Annotated in this window: 16 protein-coding genes; 7 read left to right on the plus strand and 9 right to left on the minus strand. The window is 74.9% G+C overall.

The window, feature by feature from the left end:
* Nucleotides 1–61: 61 nt before the first annotated feature.
* Both FGE12_RS23495 and FGE12_RS23500 read right to left on the minus strand, forming a co-directional pair.
* The gene (locus FGE12_RS23495; protein ID WP_153868823.1) at nt 62–643 is read right to left on the minus strand and encodes a cell wall protein; all 582 of its coding nucleotides are present in this window, start codon (nt 641–643) and stop codon (nt 62–64) included.
* Nucleotides 644–821: 178 nt separating this feature from the next.
* A complete protein-coding gene (locus FGE12_RS23500; protein ID WP_153868824.1) occupies nt 822–1,316 on the minus strand; it encodes a hemerythrin domain-containing protein in 495 nt (164 codons plus the stop codon).
* Nucleotides 1,317–1,620: 304 nt separating this feature from the next.
* On the opposite strand from FGE12_RS23500, the gene FGE12_RS23505 reads away from it, so the two are divergent.
* Nucleotides 1,621–2,367: a lysophospholipid acyltransferase family protein gene (locus FGE12_RS23505; RefSeq protein WP_153868825.1), complete on the plus strand. Its 747-nt coding sequence runs from the start codon at nt 1,621–1,623 to the stop codon at nt 2,365–2,367.
* Nucleotides 2,360–3,349 (plus strand): alpha/beta fold hydrolase, encoded by a 990-nt coding sequence (locus FGE12_RS23510; RefSeq protein ID WP_153868826.1) that lies wholly within the window; start codon nt 2,360–2,362, stop codon nt 3,347–3,349. Before FGE12_RS23505 ends, FGE12_RS23510 begins: the two co-directional genes overlap by 8 nt.
* 19 nt (nt 3,350–3,368) lie before the next feature.
* On the opposite strand, the gene FGE12_RS23515 is transcribed toward FGE12_RS23510, so the two are convergent.
* Nucleotides 3,369–4,778: an ATP-binding protein gene (locus tag FGE12_RS23515; protein ID WP_153868827.1), complete on the minus strand. Its 1,410-nt coding sequence runs from the start codon at nt 4,776–4,778 to the stop codon at nt 3,369–3,371.
* A gap of 129 nt (nt 4,779–4,907) precedes the next feature.
* Nucleotides 4,908–5,426 (minus strand): GNAT family N-acetyltransferase, encoded by a 519-nt coding sequence (locus FGE12_RS23520; RefSeq protein WP_153868828.1) that lies wholly within the window; start codon nt 5,424–5,426, stop codon nt 4,908–4,910.
* A 438-nt stretch (nt 5,427–5,864) separates the two neighbouring features.
* On the opposite strand from FGE12_RS23520, the gene FGE12_RS23525 reads away from it, so the two are divergent.
* The 5 genes from FGE12_RS23525 (at nt 5,865) to egtD (ending at nt 10,686) form a co-directional block, all read left to right on the plus strand.
* Complete coding sequence (locus FGE12_RS23525; RefSeq protein ID WP_153868829.1) at nt 5,865–6,377, plus strand: ribosome-binding factor A; 513 nt, start codon at nt 5,865–5,867, stop codon at nt 6,375–6,377.
* The gene (locus FGE12_RS23530; protein ID WP_153868830.1) at nt 6,374–7,540 is read left to right on the plus strand and encodes an RtcB family protein; all 1,167 of its coding nucleotides are present in this window, start codon (nt 6,374–6,376) and stop codon (nt 7,538–7,540) included. The genes FGE12_RS23525 and FGE12_RS23530 overlap by 4 nt, the downstream gene beginning before the upstream one ends.
* A gap of 151 nt (nt 7,541–7,691) precedes the next feature.
* Nucleotides 7,692–8,117 (plus strand): hypothetical protein, encoded by a 426-nt coding sequence (locus tag FGE12_RS23535; RefSeq protein ID WP_153868831.1) that lies wholly within the window; start codon nt 7,692–7,694, stop codon nt 8,115–8,117.
* A gap of 200 nt (nt 8,118–8,317) precedes the next feature.
* Nucleotides 8,318–9,661 (plus strand): ergothioneine biosynthesis protein EgtB, encoded by a 1,344-nt coding sequence (gene egtB, locus FGE12_RS23540; protein ID WP_228531031.1) that lies wholly within the window; start codon nt 8,318–8,320, stop codon nt 9,659–9,661.
* On the plus strand, nt 9,658–10,686 hold the full coding sequence (gene egtD, locus FGE12_RS23545) for an L-histidine N(alpha)-methyltransferase (RefSeq protein ID WP_153868833.1): 1,029 nt from the start codon (nt 9,658–9,660) through the stop codon (nt 10,684–10,686). Before egtB ends, egtD begins: the two co-directional genes overlap by 4 nt.
* A gap of 96 nt (nt 10,687–10,782) precedes the next feature.
* On the opposite strand, the gene FGE12_RS23550 is transcribed toward egtD, so the two are convergent.
* The 5 genes from FGE12_RS23550 to FGE12_RS23570 all read right to left on the minus strand — a co-directional run bounded on the left by FGE12_RS23550 (nt 10,783) and on the right by FGE12_RS23570 (nt 14,597).
* On the minus strand, nt 10,783–11,214 hold the full coding sequence (locus FGE12_RS23550) for a hypothetical protein (protein WP_153868834.1): 432 nt from the start codon (nt 11,212–11,214) through the stop codon (nt 10,783–10,785).
* A 117-nt stretch (nt 11,215–11,331) separates the two neighbouring features.
* Nucleotides 11,332–12,069 (minus strand): class I SAM-dependent methyltransferase, encoded by a 738-nt coding sequence (locus FGE12_RS23555; RefSeq protein WP_153868835.1) that lies wholly within the window; start codon nt 12,067–12,069, stop codon nt 11,332–11,334.
* A 113-nt stretch (nt 12,070–12,182) separates the two neighbouring features.
* Nucleotides 12,183–12,623: a CoA-binding protein gene (locus FGE12_RS23560; protein ID WP_153868836.1), complete on the minus strand. Its 441-nt coding sequence runs from the start codon at nt 12,621–12,623 to the stop codon at nt 12,183–12,185.
* Nucleotides 12,624–13,607: 984 nt separating this feature from the next.
* The gene (locus tag FGE12_RS23565; RefSeq protein ID WP_370459121.1) at nt 13,608–14,195 is read right to left on the minus strand and encodes a hypothetical protein; all 588 of its coding nucleotides are present in this window, start codon (nt 14,193–14,195) and stop codon (nt 13,608–13,610) included.
* A gap of 9 nt (nt 14,196–14,204) precedes the next feature.
* Nucleotides 14,205–14,597 (minus strand): polymer-forming cytoskeletal protein, encoded by a 393-nt coding sequence (locus FGE12_RS23570; RefSeq protein WP_370459122.1) that lies wholly within the window; start codon nt 14,595–14,597, stop codon nt 14,205–14,207.
* Nucleotides 14,598–14,617: the final 20 nt, after the last annotated feature.

A 14,617-nucleotide genomic window follows, 5' to 3' on the forward strand; every position in this document is an offset into this window, starting at 1 on the left:
CTCCTGCCCCCTGAGGCGCCCGTCGGCGTGGGCCGGGCGCCGCGCTGCGGCGGCGCGGCCGCTACGACTGCGCGCTGCCGCCCTGGCGCTCCTTGAGCGCCTTGGACGCGGCGCGCCCGCGCGGCAGCACCAGGTCCGGCACGCTGTGGGGCGGCGCGTACTCGGCCCACGCGGCCGGCTTGCGGTCCGTCTTCACCAGCATGCGCAGCTTCTGGTAGTGCGCCGCGCAGTAGCCCTTGGTGCGCGCGGGGTTCTGGCAGTCGATGATGGCGCACGCGCGCGCGCCCTCGGCCGCACCGGCCGCCGCCGCCGCACCCGGCTTGCGCCCACGCCGTGCGCCGCCCGCGCCGCCGCCCGCCGCGAGCACGTTCTTGCCGCTGCCGCGAGGACGGCCCGGCCCCCGGCGCGCGAGCGCCGCGCCGCCCTGCCCCGCGCGCCCGCCGCGCGCGCCACCCGCGCCCGGCACCGCGCCGAAGAGCGGGCCCATCGCCTCGGCGAAGGGCATCAGGCGCTCGGCCACGTCGCGCAGGGCATCGAGGTCCGCGCTGCCCTCCTCCAGGCGCGACACCACGTCGCGCAGGGGCTTGAGCTGCACCTCGATCTCGTTGCGAATCATTTCACGAAAGGCTTTGTCCACGGACATGTCTGGCGAACCCCGGGGCGACGTGTGTTTTGGCGTTGCTCTGGGGGAAAGCCCTTAGCCGCTCCGGGCGGGCGCTGTCGACTGCCCAATGGAATGACAAGCCAGACATGTGACAGCACATGTCTGGCTTTTCCGCTCTCACCGGGGTCTTTTCAGGGATTCTGTCGCGAGCGACGGCTCACGCGTCCCAGCGCAGCGGCTCGAGGATGGGCATGGCGCCCACCGGCGCGGGCATGCCATGCATGTCGCGCAGCAGCTCCACGTGGGTGCGCTCCAGGGAGCGCTGCAGCTCCTCCTGCTCGTGCGGCTCGAGCGCGGCCTGCAGGCGGGGGAAGTCCTGCGCCTCCTCCTCCTGCACGTGCGCCATCACCACGTCCTTGAGCGCGAGCAGGCGCGCGAGCCACTCGAAGCTGCTCGGGCGCAGGTCCTCCATCTCCGCCATCAGCTCGCGCAGGGTGAGGTGGTCCTCCACGCCCTGGCGCGCGCGGGCGCGGCCCTGCACGCGCCCGATGAGCGGGTAGAGGTGGCGCTCCTCGAGTCGGGAGTGCAGTCGCAGCGCCTCCACCAGCTCCGCGGTGAGGGGCTGCACGTCGTCGGGGTCGGCTGACTCCACGGCCTCGAAGCGCTCCTCGAGGTCACGGTGCATCTCCGCCAGGTAGTCGAAGGGTCCCATGTCACAGAGAGGTTCCGCACGGCCCCCGGTGTCGACAAGGAGTCAATACGGCCCCGGGAACCTCTCCGTGTGGCCGGTGGCTCGACAGCGGGGCGGCAGGGCGCTCCGTCTGCGGGGCGCTCGAGGCGGGCGCGCTCCGGGGTGCGCAGGCGGGTGCCGCAGCGCGGGGCGCTCCCGGGGCACCTGCCGCTTCTACGCGGCCGCGCGCAGGGCGGATGTCCGGTCCCCTGCAGCCTGTACGCAGGGCAGGCAGGCGTGTTCGAGGTCGCTGTGCCGGGGGGTCCTGCGCGCCCATCTTGAGGCGATGGCGCTGTTCTCCGAGCCGCTGCTTCCCGAGTTACCCGCGCCGGTGAGGGGCGGGGTGCGCCAGGCGGTGTTCCGCGCGGCAGAGGCCGGCGCGCGGGCGAGCGCGCGCTACCACCGCGCGCGGCTCTTGGGCGGCGAGCACCTGCCGCGCGAGGGGGCGGCGCTGCTGGTGGGAAACCACGGGCTGTGGGGCTACGAGACGCCCGCCTTCTTCAGCCTCGTGCAGCGCGCGAGCGGGCGCTACCCGGTGGGGCTCGCCGAGCACGGCTTCTTCCGCATCCCGCTGGTGCGCACGGTGCTGCCGTGGCTGGGCGGGGTGCCGGGCACGCGCGAGAGCGCGCTCGCGCAACTCTCCGAGGGGCGGCTCGTGGTGTGCTACCCGGGCGGCGCGCGCGAGACCTTCAAGCCGCCGCACCGCCACTACATGCTGCGCTGGGAGCGCAGCCTCGGCTTCGCGCGGCTCGCTGCCGAGGCGCAGGTGCCGGTGCTGCCCTTCGCGGGCTACGGCGTGGACGACACCTTCCTCTACCCGGGCGACGGGCAGCTGGGGGTGCAGCTCGCGCCCGAGGAGAAGTACCGCATGCCGCTGGTGATGCCCCTGCCCCTGCCGGTGCGCCTCTCCTTCGCCCTGGGCGCGCCCCTGGAGCCCCCGCCGCGCGGCGCGCCCGAGGCGCAGCTCGCGGCCTTCCGCGACCGGGTGGCGGCCCGCGTGCGCTGGCTCCTCGCCGAGGCCTGCCATGGCTAGCCCGCGCGCGCTCGAGCGCGCCCCCGCCCCGCCGCCTCCACAGCGCCGCGCGCCGCTGCAGCAGCGCGGGGGCTCGGCGCCCCTGGTGCCGGCGCTCGAGGACGTGCAGCTGGGCTACGCGCTGCCGCTCGAGGAGCGGCCGGTGCTGGGCAGCACGGTGCGCCTCTTCACCTTCCCGGGCGAGAGCACGGACGTGGCGCGCACGGTGGTGTGCCTGCCGGGGCTGGGCGCCAGCGGCCGCTCCTTCGCGCTGCAGCGGCCGCTCGCGCGCAGCCTGCGGCTGCTGCTGTGGACGCCGCCCTTGCACACGCCCCTCACCCACACTCCGCTCGAGTGGAACCTGCGGGTGCTCGAGAGCCCCGAAGCGCAGCTGCCCGCGCGCTTCGCGCTCGTGGGCTCCTCCTTCGGCAGCCTCGTGGCGCTCTCCTTCGCGCTGCGCCACCCGGAGCGGGTGAGCGCGCTGGTGCTGGTGAGCCCGGTCGCGACCGTGCGGCGCATCCGGCGCGTCGCGCTCAGCCTCAGCACCCTGGTGCGCGCGCCCATGCCGCTCACCTACCTGTTCGCCCCGCTCGTGGCGCGCGCGCTGGGCGGGCTGCACCTGCCGGCCGAGGGGCGCGCGGAGATCGTGCGCGAGGCGCGGCGCATCAGCGGCGCCGAGATGCTGCGCCGGCTCAAGGACGTGCTCGCCGCGGACCTGGTGCCGCAGCTCTCCGGGCTGCGCGTGCCCACCCTGGTGGTGCACGGCGCGCGCGACCACCTGGTGCCGCTGGAGGCCGCGCAGTCCGTGCAGGCGGCCATCCCGGGCGCGCGCATGGCGCTGCTGCCGCACGCGAGCCACCTGCCGTACATGAGCCACCCGCAGGAGTTCAACGCGGCGGTGGGGGACTTCCTCGCCGAGCACCTGCCGCGCGCGGCGCTGCCCTCGGACGCGCGCGAGGCCGCGGCCGCTGAAGCGCCTGGAGACCCGACCCCCGCCCGCTGAGCGCGCAGGGTGCGCGCGCTCAGGCGAGGAGGCGGGGCGTGCCGTCGGCCGGCGCGTCCGCGTCCGCCGGGGGCTCTGGCGCCGCAGCGGCAGCCCGCGGCAGCAGCAGCGTGAAGCGCGCGCCGCCCTCGGCGCGGTTCTCCGCGTGCAGGCTGCCCCCGTAGCGCTCCACGTACTCGCGGCTGAGGGCGAGCCCCAGCCCGGTGCCGCGCCCGGGCGCCTTCGTGGTGAAGAAGGGCTCGAAGAGCCGCTCCAGCGCCGCCGGGGGCAGGCCGGGGCCGTTGTCCTCCACGCACAGCTCCACGCCTCCGGTGGGCAGCACCCGCGCGCTCACCCACACGCGCGCCGGCGCGCGCGCGCCCTCCAGCGCGTCCGCCGCGTTCATCAGCAGATTGACCAGCACCTGCGAGAGGCGGCCCGGGGCGATGGCCGCGGGCGGCAGCGGCGCGGCGAGCGCACAGTCCACCTGGGCCACGCGGCGCAGGCGCACCGAGGCGATGCGCAGCGCTTCCTCCACCACGCGCGCCACGTCGCAGCCGGCCGGCTCTTCCTCCCCCTCGCGCGCGAAGGTGCGCAGGTCGCTCACGATGAGCCGGATGCGCTCGAGCCCCACGCCCATCTCCGCGAGCACCTCCCGCTGCTCGTCCGCCGGCAGCGCGAGGCCCTTCGGCCCCAGGTCGCGCTGCAGGCAGTGCAGGTTCGCCGTCACGAAGGCGAGCGGATTGTTCACCTCGTGCGCCACCCCGGCCGCGAGCCGCCCCACCACCGCGAGCCGCTCGGACTCCGCGCGCCGGCGCTCGCTCGTGGCCAGCTCCTGCAGCGCCGCGAGCCGCGCGCGGTTCGACGAGAGCTCCGCGTCGCGCGCGCGCCGGAAGAAGAAGGAGCCCGCCACCCCCACCACGCTCGAGGAGGCCAGCAGCAGCGCGAGCACCAGCACCTCGCGCGCCGAGCGCCCCTCGTGCAGCAGCAGCAGCGCCCCCACGCCCACGCTCGCCGCCGCGTTCGCCAGCACCGCGCGCACGTGCTGGTGCACGAAGACGGCCGCCGTGGGCGGCATGGCCACGAGCCAGTAGAGGATGGGGTTGTCCGGCACGCCCGTCACCCAGACCACCGCCCCGATGAAGATGGGCGCGCTCGCCGCGAGCCCCGCGTGCACGGCGCGCTCGTGGCGCTCGCGCGTGCGCTGCAGCAGCGCGCGCGCCGCGAGGAACTGCGCCGCCCAGAGCAGGCGCAGCCCCAGCGCGGCCCAGACCATCCGCTGCGCGATGAGCACGTCCAGCGCCAGCGCGCCCAGCGCCACCGCGGCGCACAGGACGAAGCCCCGCCCGCGCTGGCGTCGTTGCTCGGCGAGCACGGCGTCGTCGACCGAGCCGTCGGCAACCGAGCCGTCGGCGACCGAGCCGTCGGCGACCGGGCGGCCCTCGCGCACGCTGGCACCGGGCGACGCGGATCTCGAGCTGGACTGCGACACGCACACCCCCCGGCGGGCTCCACTGCGGCGCCGGAGTCTAGGCGGGATGCAGGGCGCTGGCACCCCGCAAGCCGGGCACGCGCACGCTCAGGGGGCGGGCGGCCGCTCGACGACGAAGAGGTCGTGGTCCAGCCCCGCGTGCTCCACGCGCCGCAGCGGGCGCATCCCGAGCCGGGCGGCCACGCGGGCGGAGGGGAGGTTGTCCGGGTGCACCAGCGCGATGACGCGCGGGGCGCGCAGCACCTCGAAGGCGAGCCGCACGCAGGCGGCGGCGGCCTCGGTGGCGTAGCCGCGGCCCCAGTGCTCGGGCGCGAAGTGGTAGCCCACCTCCACCTCGGGCTGGCCCTCGGGCCGCTGCATCACCAGCCCGCAGTCGCCGAGGAAGGCGCCGTCCGCGCGCCGCTCCACCGCCCACAGCCCACAGCCATCCACCGCGTAGCGCTGGTGGTTGCGGGCAATCCACACGCGCGACTCGTCGCGGGTGCGCGGGCGCGGGAAGTAGCGCATCGCCACGGGGTCTCCCAGCAGCTGCGCGAGCGGGTCGAGGTCGTCCTCGCACAGGGCCCGCAGCACGAGCCGCTCGGTGACGAGGGGGAGGTGGGGCATCAGGTCCATCGCGCCCGGCAGTGTACGCAGCGCGCGCGGGCCCGGGTGGGTTTCTGGCGACCCGGCTACGGGAGACCCCCTTGACGCAGGGCGGCCGAGCGGGCACCTTGCCCCGCGTCTGCGCACCCCGCGCGCGGCGGGAGGTGGACCATGGGGCTTGTACGAAACGGTGTCTCGGGTCTCTCCGCCGCTGCCTGCGCCTGACGTCCGCCTCCGCGCCCGTCCCAGCCGCGTGCCTTCGTGCTCCGCCCCTCCGGGTGCGGCGCGCGGCGGCCTCGCGCGCCGGGGGCCCTGAGGCGCACCCCACGCGCCGGCGCGCGCGGAGCCTGCTGCACCCCCGCTGAAGAAGGCCGCGCTTCCATCCGGAGGCCCGGGGCCGCTCGCGCCTGACGCGCGAGGGCTGCCGGGCGGGCGCGGCTCCAGGGAATCCGTCTCCACATGAGTCACTCCAAGCAGTCCCGCCGCGCCCGCCCGGGCCGCGGCAGCCGCCGTGCGTCGTTCTCTTCTCCCGGTTCCGAGTCCATCCCTTCAGTCCCCTCACTCCATGTCCACCACCTGCGCGTGCAGCAGGCGCTGCGAGAGCACCTCGCGGCCCTGCTGCGCGACGGGCTGCACGACCCCCACCTCGAGGGCCTCTGGCTCGTCGCCCTCGAGCTCTCCGAAGACGGCCGCCACGCACGCGCGAGCGTGGCGCTCGAGCCCCGAGGCGCGAGCGAAGCGGCACTGACACCCGAGGCATCGCAGGCCACGGACGCGGTGCGCGCCGCGCGCGTGCTGCCCGCGCTCGCGCGCGCCGGGGGCTTCCTGCGTGCCGCGCTCGCGCAGTCGCTCGACCTCAAGCGCCTGCCCGCGCTGCGCTTCACGCTGGTGGGGGTGCTGCCGTCCACCGCCGCGGAGGGAGATGCGAGCGCCTCCCCGGAAGCGCCGGCCCCGGAAGGAGGTGACGCATGAAGGGGCCCCTGCGCTTCTTCGACACGGGAAGCGGCCAGCGCGTGCCGGTGCTCGCCTGGGCGCGCGAGGTGCCGCCCGAGGCCCTGCGCCAGCTGGTGCAGCTGGCCTCGGAGCCCTACGTCGTCGGCCACGTGGCGGCGATGCCGGACGTGCACGTGGCCTCCGGCGTGGCAGTGGGCACGGTGTTCGCCACCCGGGACACCGTCGTCCCGGGCGCGCTCGGCGGAGACCTGGGCTGCGGCGTCAGCGTGGCGCCGCTGCGGCTGCAGGGCGAGCGGCTCGAGCGCGGCGAGCTGGAGGCCGTGCTGCGCGCACTCGCGCGGGCCCTGCCGGTGGGCGATGCCGGGCACCGCGGACGGGGCCTCGCGCTGCCGGAGCCACTCGACCCCGGGCGCCTCTCCACCCGCGCGCTCGCCCGGGCCTGCGAGCGGCTCGCGCCGCGCCACCTGGGCACGCTGGGCGGCGGCAACCACTTCCTCGAGCTGGACCGCTCGGCGGATGGGCGGCACTGGCTGCAGGTGCACACCGGCTCGCGCGGCGTGGGCGGCGCCATCGCGCACCACCACCAGCGCGCCGCCGAGGCCCACGGCGTGGGCCGGCTGCGCGGGCTCTCCGTCGCGCAGGAGGCGGGGCGCGCCTGCGTCTCCGACAGCGCGTGGGCGCTCGCCTTCGCGCGGGCGAACCGCGACGCGCTGCTCGCGCGCGCCGCCGAGGTCCTCGACGCCGAGCTGGGCGCGCAGCTCGTGCTGGAGGCGCGCGTGGACGTGCACCACAACTTCGTGTCCGAAGAGGTGCACGGCGGCGAGCGCCTCTGGGTGCACCGCAAGGGCGCGCTCGCGCTCGCGGCGGGACAGGCCGGGGTCATCCCCGGCTCCATGGGCAGCGCGAGCTACCTCGTCGAGGGGCGCGGCCACCCGGACGCCTTCGGCTCCTGCTCGCACGGCGCGGGCCGGGTGCTCACGCGGCGCGAGGCCCGCGCGCGCATCCGCCCCGCCGCGCTCGCGCACGCGCTGCGCCGCGTGGTGCACGACGCCTCGCGCCTGCCCGCGCTGGTGGAGGAGGCGCCCGCGGCCTACCGAGACATCCGCGAGGTGCTCGAGGACGAGGAGGCGCTGGTGACGCCGCGGCTGCGGCTCGAGCCGCTCGCCGTGCTCAAGGGCTAGGGCGCGGGGCCCCGGGTTTTCACCGTCCCGGGAACTTCACGCTCCGGGGCTTCGTCCGAAGCGGGGCGGGTGCGGCGCACGCTTGCACCCACCTGCCCCGCTGTCCTCTGCTGAACGGCCTCACGCGCTTCCCCACTCTGGAGACCCCTGCATGCCCCGTCCGTTCCGCACCGCCCTGCTGCGCTCGCTCCTGCCGGCCCTCGCCCTCGGCCTCGCTGCCTGCGGCGGCGGCGACAGCGGCTCCTCGGATCCGGGCGACGAGCACGTCCACGCGGGCAGCGCCACCGGTGCCACCTGCGACAGCTCGCTGACGTACGCGAACTTCGGGCAGGGCTTCATGACGGCGTACTGCACGTCCTGCCATGACGCGCATCTGCAGGGTCCTGCGCGCAGCGACGCGCCTGCGGACCACAATTACGACACGCTCGCCGGCGTGCAGAAGTGGAAGAGCGAGATCGAGCTGTTCGCCGCCGCCGGCCCCCAGGCCACCAACACCCAGATGCCCCCGAGCCGCCCCACGCCCGACCTGGCCGCCCGCCAGAAGCTGGGAGCGTGGCTGGCCTGCGGCGCGCCGTAGCGCCGTCACGCGCTTCATTCCCGCCCCCGCGGCGCGCACCGGCTGTCGGCCGCTGAGCGCTGCAAGGGGGCGGAGCGCAGCACCCCGGGGCCGTGGAACGCCCCTCCCCAACCCCCTCCCGGTGCACCCCAGTACGAGGCGCCCGGGTTGCGGGGTTCCCGCCGCCCCCCGGCCTCCTTAGCTTGGAGCCAATGCGCGGGATGGCCCAGCCACAGCGGAGCCCGGAGGCCGTCGCCGGGTGGAAGGCGCGTGCGCGCGAGGAGCTCGCCCGCGCGCGCGCCCGCACGCTGCGCATGCTGCAGCCGCTGCCCGAGGCGGAGCTGGTGCGGCAGCACTCGCCCCTCATGTCGCCGCTCGTCTGGGACGTGGCGCACGTGGCCAACTACGAGGAGCAGTGGCTGCTGCGCGCGCTGGGCGCCCCGGCGCTCACCGACCGCGCCTTCGACGCGGTCTACGACGCCTTCCGCCACCCGCGCGCCAGCCGCCCCACCCTGCCGCTGCTCTCGCCCGAGGCCGCGTTCGCCTACGCGGCCCGGGTGCGCGCGCGCGTGCTCGAATATCTGGAAGTGCTGCCGGAGGAGAGTCCCGAGCCGCTGCTCGCCGGCGGCTTCGCCTTCGGGATGGTGGCGCAGCACGAGCAGCAGCACGCGGAGACGCTCGCCGCCACGCTGCAGCTGATGACGCACTTCGAGTACCGCCCGGCCGCGCGGCCCCGGCCGCAGCCCGCCGCCGTGCCGCTCTTCGAGGTGTACGTCCCCGGTGGCCCCGCGCCGCGCGGCAGCGACGCGGCGTGGGCCTACGACAACGAGCGCCCCGCGCACGTGGCGCCGCTCGCCCCCTTCTTCATCGACGCGCACCCGGTGACGAACGGGGACTTCCTCGTCTTCGTGGAGAGCGGCGGCTACGCGGACGCGCGCTGGTGGACGCCCGAGGGCTTCGCCCACGTGCAGCGCGAGGGGCTCGCCCATCCGCAGTTCTGGCTCCCGCAGGGCAACCACGTCTGGCTGCGGCGGCGCTTCGGGTGGGTGGAGCCGCTGCCCAAGGACGAGCCGGTGCAGCACGTGTCCTGGTACGAGGCGGACGCGTACGCGCGCTTCTGCGGCAAGCGCCTGCCCACCGAGGCCGAGTGGGAGCGCGCCTGCGCGGGGCCGGCGGGCACGGAGCCTGCGCGGACCTGGCCCTGGGGCGAGGCGCCCGCCACGCCCGAGCGCGCGAACCTGGCGAGCGGGGACGCGGAGACGTGGGCGCCCGCGCCGGTGGGCAGCTACCCCGCGGGCGCGAGCCCCGAGGAGATCCACGGCCTGGTGGGCGACGTATGGGAGTGGACCGCGTCCGACTTCGCGCCGTACCCCGGCTTCCGCGCGTTTCCGTACCGGGAGTACTCGGAGGTGTTCTTCGGCCCCGCGCACAAGGTGCTGCGCGGAGGCGCGTGGGCGAGCGCGCCGGTGGCGGTGCGCGCGAGCTTCCGCAACTGGGACCTGCCGGTGCGCCGGCAGATCTTCGCAGGGTTTCGCTGTGCACGGGACGGGGAGGACGGTCGATGAGAGAGCAGGTGGAGGAATTGCTGGCGCACCCCGCGCTGGCGCGCAACAGGCTCCCGGTGGCCGTGGACGTGTACGTGGGCGCGCAGGACGCGGCGCGCGCGCTGGAGCGCGAGGTGACCGAGGCCTTCCGCGCCCCGCCGCACGCGCGCGAGCTGAGCCCGAAGTGGCTCTACGACGCGCGCGGCAGCGAGCTCTTCGACGAGATCACCCGCCTGCCGGAGTACTACCCCACGCGCCGCGAGCGGGAGATCCTGCAGGCGCGCGCAGGGGAGATCGCCCAGGCGAGCGGCGCGGACACGCTCATCGAGCTGGGCAGCGGCACGAGCGAGAAGACGCGCCTGCTGCTGGACGCCTTCGAGGCGCGCGGGGGCTTCGAGCGCTTCGTGCCCTTCGACGTGAGCGAGTCCTTCCTGCGCGACGCGGCGGCGGCCGTGGCGCGCGAGTACCCGGGGCTGCGGGTGCACGCGGTGGTGGGGGACTTCGAGCGCCACCTGCCGCTGCTGCCGCGCGGAGGGCGAAGGCTGGTGGCCTTCCTCGGGGGGACCATCGGCAACTTCAAGCCGGCGGCGCGCGCGCGCTTCTTCAACGAGCTCTCGGCGACGCTCGCGCCCGGGGACGGGCTGCTGCTGGGCACGGACCTGATCAAGGACCGCTACCGGCTGCACGCGGCGTACAACGACAGCGCGGGCGTGACGGCGGAGTTCAACCTGAACCTGCTCGCGGTGCTCAACCGGGAGCTGGGCGCGAACTTCGACCTGGAGGCCTTCGAGCACCTGGCGCGCTTCGACGAGCGCGAGCGGTGGATCGAGATGCTGCTCATCTCGCGGCGCGCGCAGACGGTGAACCTGCCGCGGCTGGGGATGCAGGTGGCCTTCGAGCAGGGCGAGCGCTTCCGCACCGAGGTGAGCTGCAAGTTCGACCGCGACGACGTGGAGGGCGAGCTCACCCAGGCGGGCCTGCGCCTCGAGCACTGGTGGACGGACGCGGCCGGAGACTTCGCCCTGTCCCTGTGCGTGAAGCCGTAGCGCCGCGCTCACGCAGGCCGTGAGGAAGCGGGCGAAGGTGTCCCCTCTCCCCCTGGGAGAGGGAATGGGTGAGGGACGAGGGCATCTCTCCCGCGCCTACTCTCGACGGCGAGACACCCGTTCCACATGGAGCACGTCGCGCGCTGCGCGCGGGCTGCGCTCGCAGAGCATCCACGCGACGAGCATCAGCCCACCCGCGAGGGTGGGTGCGACGAGCCAGCCCGTGTCCTCACCGCCGGGCACGTCGCTCTCGAGGAAGAGGCGCAGCAGACCGACCGAGAGCAACATGCCGAACAGCTGCAGACCGATCAGAGCTCCCGCAGGAACGAGCGAGGAGCTGCCGTCCCGACCGCGACGAGTGCCGGCACGCAGGCCGGTGCCACCTAACAGCACGTCGCGTGGGTTGCGCGCGCTGTGGCGGAGCCAGAGCAGCAGGGGGAGTCCCACCGGAATCAGCAGGAACGCCCACCACCCGAGGAGCAGCTCGAGCAGCGACGGCGAAACATCGTCGACGAGCGTGAACTGCATCGCTTCCTCCTGTGTCGCGCGCCGTGCCTGCAGCGCCATCCCTCACCCCGTCCCCTCTCCAGGGGGAGAGGGGACAGCTGCGCCCGGTTCCGCGTGGAACCGGGTGCCCTGCCCTCCTCAAACGCGCAGGAGATAGAAGACGTATCCGTAGCTCTCACCGCACTGCCGGTAGAGCGCCACCTCCTGGCGCGTCTCGGCGATGAGCCCGGTGAGCTCGGCATCTCCGTGCACCTGGCGCTCGAGGCGCTCCATCCGCGCCTCGAGCGGCCGGTAGTAGGCCTCCCACGCCTCGGGCGGCAGCACGAAGGTGTCCTGCACGCGCAAGCCGAACGCCTGCGCCACCGCGCAGTTGAAGTCCACCGTGCCCATGTTCGGGTACGCGCGGCGCCAGAAGGCCCGGGCCTCCGCAGGCGGCGCGTGCGTGAGCCAGGTGAGCTCGCTCAAGGCGAGCGCGCCGCCGGGCGCGACGAGCGGCCGCCAGCGCCGCAGCCCCTGCGCCCAGGTGAGGTGGTTGATGGCCCCCTCGCTCCAGAGCAGGTCCACGCTCTCCGGCTCGTCGTCGAGGGCGCCGAAGTCCGCCTCCCGCGTGCGCACGAGCTCCGCGAGCCCCTCGGCCTCCGCGCGCGTGCGCAGCTGCTGCAGGTAGGGCGCGTGCAGGTCCATGCCGGTGACGGGCACCTGCAGCGCGCGGGCGAGCGCGAGCGTGGAAGCGCCCGGCCCGCAGCCGAGGTCCAGGACCCGCGGCGACGCGGGCAGCGGCCCGAGCCGACGCAGCGCCTCGAACGTGCACGCGTCGCTGCCGGGCGCCTCGCGCGCGAGGCCGCTGTGCAGCAGGAAGAGTGCGTCCAGGCTCATGCGCCGAGAGTGCCCGCGTTGGGCGGGCACCGCCATCAGCGATTTCACCGCAGGGACACGCGGTGAGGGCCCGCGTCGCTCACCCGTCCCTTTCTCGGCGGGAGAGGGCGGACTCAGCCGAGGCGGTGGTGCTCGATCTTCATGCACCGGTCCTGCACCACCTGGATGCCCGCCTTCGCGAGCCGCTCGGCCGCCGCGTCGTTGCGGATGCCGAGCTGGAACCAGACGGCCTTCGGCTTCTTCGCGAGCAGGTCCTCCACGTGCGCATCGATGTCTGCCGGCTTGCGGAACACCTCCACGATGTCGACCGGCCCCGGCACGTCCTGCACCCGCGCGTACGCCTTCTGCCCGAGCACCGTTCCGCCCGCGTCCTTCACCGGGACGGGGACGATCTCGTAGCCGTGCTCCTTCAGATATGCCGGCACCGCGTGGCCGGGCTTGTCCGCCTCCGCGTCCGGCTTGATGCCCAGCACCGCGATGCGCTTGGCGCCCTTGAGCAGTGCGTGGATGCGCGCGTCGTCGACGAGCAGGTTCGCCTTCCAGTCCGGGGTCATGCCTTCTCCGCTTGAGGGGGTGACGTGGGGTTAATCACGCGGGAGGCGCCGCGCGAGCGTCATCGCGGTGAGCGTCTGCAGGGCATGTCCCGGGCAAGGGCTGGTCCGTCTCGCCAGGGAGGGGCAGCTCTCCTTTCGACAAAGCCGGAACACCTGAAACTCAAGAACCCAGATCCGTCGACGGCCCTCCTCTGCTTTTTTCGGGGTCCGCGCGCGGCCAAGTCGGCAGAGGGGGCGAGCTCAGCGAGCGTCGCTCGTGCGGTGACGCATGTAACGTCCGCGCGCACAAACGCTTCCGGGCGGCGTGAGCCATCGCAGCGTCCGTGCGCGCAGTCTCGGCCGCGCGGCACGACTCATCGGAACGTCCGTGCGCGCAGCATCGCCCGGGCGGCGCGAATCATCGGAACGTTCATGCGTGCAGTCTCGTGGGTGCGACGCGAGCCTTCGGAAAGTCCGCGCATGCAGCGCCGTGTGCGACGCGGGCCTTCGGAACGTTCGCGCGAGCAGTTTTGCGTGTGCGGCGCGAGCCCTCGAACCCGACCGCAGCGCCGCACTGCCTGGGCGTGAGAAGCGCCGGAGGTCCCGCGGGTGAGAGCGAGCGTTTCCGCGGCACGATCGGGGCTCCGCCGGAGCGTGTTTACGACAACCCCTCGGAGCGCGCTCTGGGTCCCGGTCTCGGCGACCCGCCGAGGGGAGCGGTGTTTCGCGCGTCAGCTGCGGCGAAGTTCGCGTTCGGGCGACACCGGGCGCAGCGCGGCGAAGTCCGGCTCCGAGCGCTGGGCCTGGCACCTCCTCGCTGCGGCACGAGCGCTGCTCGGCTCACCCGGGAGTGAGAGCCTGCGGGCGGCGCGGCGTTGCACGTGGAACGGGCACGCAGCGGCGGCCCTCTTCCCTCACCCCGACCCTCTCCCAGAGGGAGAGGGGACAGCTTCGCCCACTCGACTCACCCGGTGCAGCCGTGAGGAGCAGAGCGGGCGCGAGCGCCTACTTTCCGCCCTGCCGCTCGATGTCGCGGCAGGCCTCGGTGGCGAGCCGCACCTCGTCCCCGGTGACGTTGGGGAGCGTGGAGCAGAGGAAGAGGTCATCCCCGGCGCGCTTCGCACCCACGAGCGCCGGCCACTGCGGGCCCACGCCGCCGTCCGGGAGCTTCGGGGCCACGGTCACCCGCACGAGCGTGCGGCGCGCATCCCCCTCCTCCTGGTCGAGCGAGGCGGCGAAGCCCCACTTCCAGTCCGCCGTGGGCTGGGCGAACTGCTGCGGCACGCTCGCCGCGAGCGTCTCCGTGTCGGGCAGCTGCGCGCCGGCGCCCGGGCGGATGTCCACCCGCAGCACCGCGCGCCCTGCGGGGCCGGCCTGGAAGCTGCCGTCCGCGCCCAGCTGCGCCGTCCACCCCGGAGGCAGGGGCACCTTCACCCCGGCGCGCGGAGCCGGGCTCCCGCGCGGGGCCACGCCCGCGTCCGGCGGCTCCTGGGCCACGGAGGCCGCATCGCCTCCGCGCCCGGAGCACCCCAGCGCGAGCACTGCCGCGGCCGCGGCGCCGAGCCGCGTGGCCTCCCGCCTCGGCCGCAGCACCCGGGCCACCTACTTCTTCGCCGCGTCGGGATGAGCGCCGGGGCCGGGGACCGGCGCGCCGGGCTTGCCCAGGTTCTCCATCTTGCAGCTGCCCTCGAAGATGACGCCGCGGTCCATCGCGAGCGCCGGGGTCTCGAGGTTGCCCTTGATGCGGCCGGGCTGATGCACCTCGATGATGGAGGTGGCGCGCACGTTGCCCTCCACCAGGCCGTTGATGATCACGGTGCCGGCCTGGATCTCCGCGTTGACGCGGGCCCCATCGCCGATGACGAGCGTGTCCTTGGTCACGATCTGACCGTTGAACTTGCCGTCGATGCGCACCTGTCCCTCGAAGGTGAGCTTCCCCTCGAACTCGCTGCCCTTCCCCAGAAGGGTGTGAACCTCACCTGCTCGCGTCGACACGGAGTCCTCCTCCCGCTTGG

Origin of the sequence: Aggregicoccus sp. 17bor-14, assembly GCF_009659535.1 — a bacterium.
GTDB lineage: Bacteria > Myxococcota > Myxococcia > Myxococcales > Myxococcaceae > Aggregicoccus.

What these genes read in the sequence shown, in the direction of transcription:
- FGE12_RS23520 (WP_153868828.1), bottom strand. Translation starts at nt 5,426, where the DNA reads ATGCCCCACCTCCCCCTCGTCACCGAGCGGCTCGTGCTGCGGGCCCTG.
- egtD (WP_153868833.1), top strand. Translation starts at nt 9,658, where the DNA reads ATGAGAGAGCAGGTGGAGGAATTGCTGGCGCACCCCGCGCTGGCGCGC.
- FGE12_RS23530 (WP_153868830.1), top strand. Translation starts at nt 6,374, where the DNA reads ATGAAGGGGCCCCTGCGCTTCTTCGACACGGGAAGCGGCCAGCGCGTG.
- FGE12_RS23500 (WP_153868824.1), bottom strand. Translation starts at nt 1,316, where the DNA reads ATGGGACCCTTCGACTACCTGGCGGAGATGCACCGTGACCTCGAGGAG.
- FGE12_RS23560 (WP_153868836.1), bottom strand. Translation starts at nt 12,623, where the DNA reads ATGACCCCGGACTGGAAGGCGAACCTGCTCGTCGACGACGCGCGCATC.
- FGE12_RS23495 (WP_153868823.1), bottom strand. Translation starts at nt 643, where the DNA reads ATGTCCGTGGACAAAGCCTTTCGTGAAATGATTCGCAACGAGATCGAG.
- FGE12_RS23535 (WP_153868831.1), top strand. Translation starts at nt 7,692, where the DNA reads ATGCCCCGTCCGTTCCGCACCGCCCTGCTGCGCTCGCTCCTGCCGGCC.
- FGE12_RS23550 (WP_153868834.1), bottom strand. Translation starts at nt 11,214, where the DNA reads ATGCAGTTCACGCTCGTCGACGATGTTTCGCCGTCGCTGCTCGAGCTG.
- FGE12_RS23505 (WP_153868825.1), top strand. Translation starts at nt 1,621, where the DNA reads ATGGCGCTGTTCTCCGAGCCGCTGCTTCCCGAGTTACCCGCGCCGGTG.
- FGE12_RS23555 (WP_153868835.1), bottom strand. Translation starts at nt 12,069, where the DNA reads ATGAGCCTGGACGCACTCTTCCTGCTGCACAGCGGCCTCGCGCGCGAG.
- egtB (WP_228531031.1), top strand. Translation starts at nt 8,318, where the DNA reads ATGGCCCAGCCACAGCGGAGCCCGGAGGCCGTCGCCGGGTGGAAGGCG.
- FGE12_RS23510 (WP_153868826.1), top strand. Translation starts at nt 2,360, where the DNA reads ATGGCTAGCCCGCGCGCGCTCGAGCGCGCCCCCGCCCCGCCGCCTCCA.
- FGE12_RS23525 (WP_153868829.1), top strand. Translation starts at nt 5,865, where the DNA reads ATGAGTCACTCCAAGCAGTCCCGCCGCGCCCGCCCGGGCCGCGGCAGC.